General features: G+C 68.8%; 2 protein-coding genes. One reads left to right on the top strand and one right to left on the bottom strand.

What is annotated here, in order from left to right; all coding sequences use genetic code 11:
• The first annotated feature begins 194 nt into the window (after positions 1-194).
• Positions 195-845 carry a Pr6Pr family membrane protein gene (locus IFR11_RS16075; RefSeq protein WP_342030318.1) on the top strand — a complete coding sequence of 217 codons (651 nt, stop codon included), beginning with the start codon at positions 195-197 and terminating at the stop codon, positions 843-845.
• Between the two features lie 172 nt (positions 846-1,017).
• On the opposite strand, the gene IFR11_RS16080 is transcribed toward IFR11_RS16075, so the two are convergent.
• The gene (locus IFR11_RS16080) at positions 1,018-1,638 is read right to left on the bottom strand and encodes a histidine phosphatase family protein (RefSeq protein WP_191916845.1); all 621 of its coding nucleotides are present in this window, start codon (positions 1,636-1,638) and stop codon (positions 1,018-1,020) included.
• Between the last annotated feature and the right edge of the window lie 161 nt (positions 1,639-1,799).

The raw sequence follows: 1,799 nt of genomic DNA on the forward strand, positions 1-1,799 counted from the left end.
CCTGCAATCACATGTCGGTAGCTGCCACAGCAAAACAACTACCGTGCGAGCACTCTATAACGACGAGATAACGGAAGGGAAGAGTTCGCCGTTATCTTTTCGTGATCGCGTTCGCCGGGGGGACTTCGGGTCGCAGCCGGATCCGCATCGGCTGCTTTTCGTCGTTCGACCGGAGCCTCCCTAGGCTGGTCGACGTGCCCTCGTCCGTTGCCGATCGTCGCGTGATGCTCGTCATCGGGTGGACGCGCATCCTGGTTGCCGTCGCGGTCGTGGGAGTCCTCCTCCTCACCTTCGCGGGACGCGTCGCCGTCGGAGACGACAATCCTTTCGACTACTTCGGCTACTTCACGAACCAGACCAGCCTGCTCACGAGCGGCGTGCTCATCGCGACGGGGGCTCTCATGGTTTCCGGGCGTCCCGTGCCGCGCTGGCTGACGAGCGCACGAGCCGTCGCCGTGGCGTGCCTCATCGTGGTCGCCGCGGTGTACAACGTGCTCGTGCCGGGCACGGGATCGGCGCCCGCCTGGGTGAGCGCGATCCTGCACGTGTTCTTCCCTCTCTTCGTCCTGGTCGACTGGCTGATCGTCGGAGACCGTCGCCCCGTTCCGTGGGGCACGTTGTGGATCGTGCTCCCCTACCCGCTTGCCTGGCTGACTGTCGTCCTCATCCGCGGAGCCACGGACGGCTGGGTGCCGTATGGGTTCCTGCTGCCGGAGCGGGGCGCCGTGTCTCTTGCCGGGCATTTGATCGGGATCCTCCTCGCGCTCGTCGTGGCCGGCGCCCTTGCGTGGGCGGGCTCGCGCGCACCCGGCGTCGTCCTGCGCGCCGGACCGACCCGCGACTAGCGGACGGGCGGGCGACTGCTCACGCGTCCGCTGTCACTCCGTCCGGGGTGCGCGGTCGCGCGACGCTGAGGCTTCGGCATCCGGAATCGCGCCGGACCAAGGACTCGCTTGCGCTCGTCGGATCGCCGAGATGCGCACGGCATCGTCGAGACCGGATGCCGGGAGGCCGGGGTCAGCGTCCGCGCACGTGGTTCCACTGCGTGATGACCTCGGAGCCGTGCTCGAAGCCGAGTTCGCTGACCGCGGAGGTGCCGAGCACGAAGTAGCGACCGCCGGCGGCGGTGAGCCCGAGCCAGACGCCGGCCAGCGCGCGCAGGAAGTGCGAGTGCGAGAACAGCAGAACCTGTTCGCCGGCGCGCACGCGGGGGCGGAGCTCGTCGAGAAGCGACGCCGCGCGTGCGGTCACCTGCTCGATGCTCTCGCCGGGGGTCGCGCCGGCCGGCGCCCCCGACTGCCAAATGGTCCAAGGGCGGCCGAGCTGCTCGATGATCTCGGGCGTGGTGAGGCCCTCGTAAGCGCCGTAATCCCACTCGACAAGGCGGGGCTCGTGCTGCGCCTGCGGAAAGCCCGCCCGCCGCGCGGTTTCGACGGCGCGCTCGAGGGGGCTCGTGAGCACGAGGTCGTACCGGCGGGTCGCCAGCAGGGTGCCCGCGAGCTCGGCCTTGTATGCGCCGGTCTCGGTGAGCGGGATGTCGGTGAGCCCGGTGTGGCGACCGGTGCGGCTCCACTCGGTCTCGCCGTGGCGCACCAGAACGAGGCGTCCGTCGGGTTCGGTCAGGTCGTCGTCCTTCACGAAACCATCCTCGCGCGTCGAGAGCCGTCGGGGGAACGCCACGACCCGGGAAAGGACGAAGGGCCGGTCGAGAAAACCCGACCGGCCCTTTCCTGCACCAGAGTGTCCTGCAATCACATGTCGGTAGCTGCCACAGCAAAACAACTACCGTGCGAGCACTC

Source organism: Microbacterium sp. CFBP 8801 (assembly GCF_014839455.1).
In the GTDB taxonomy this organism is placed as follows: Bacteria; Actinomycetota; Actinomycetes; order Actinomycetales; family Microbacteriaceae; genus Microbacterium.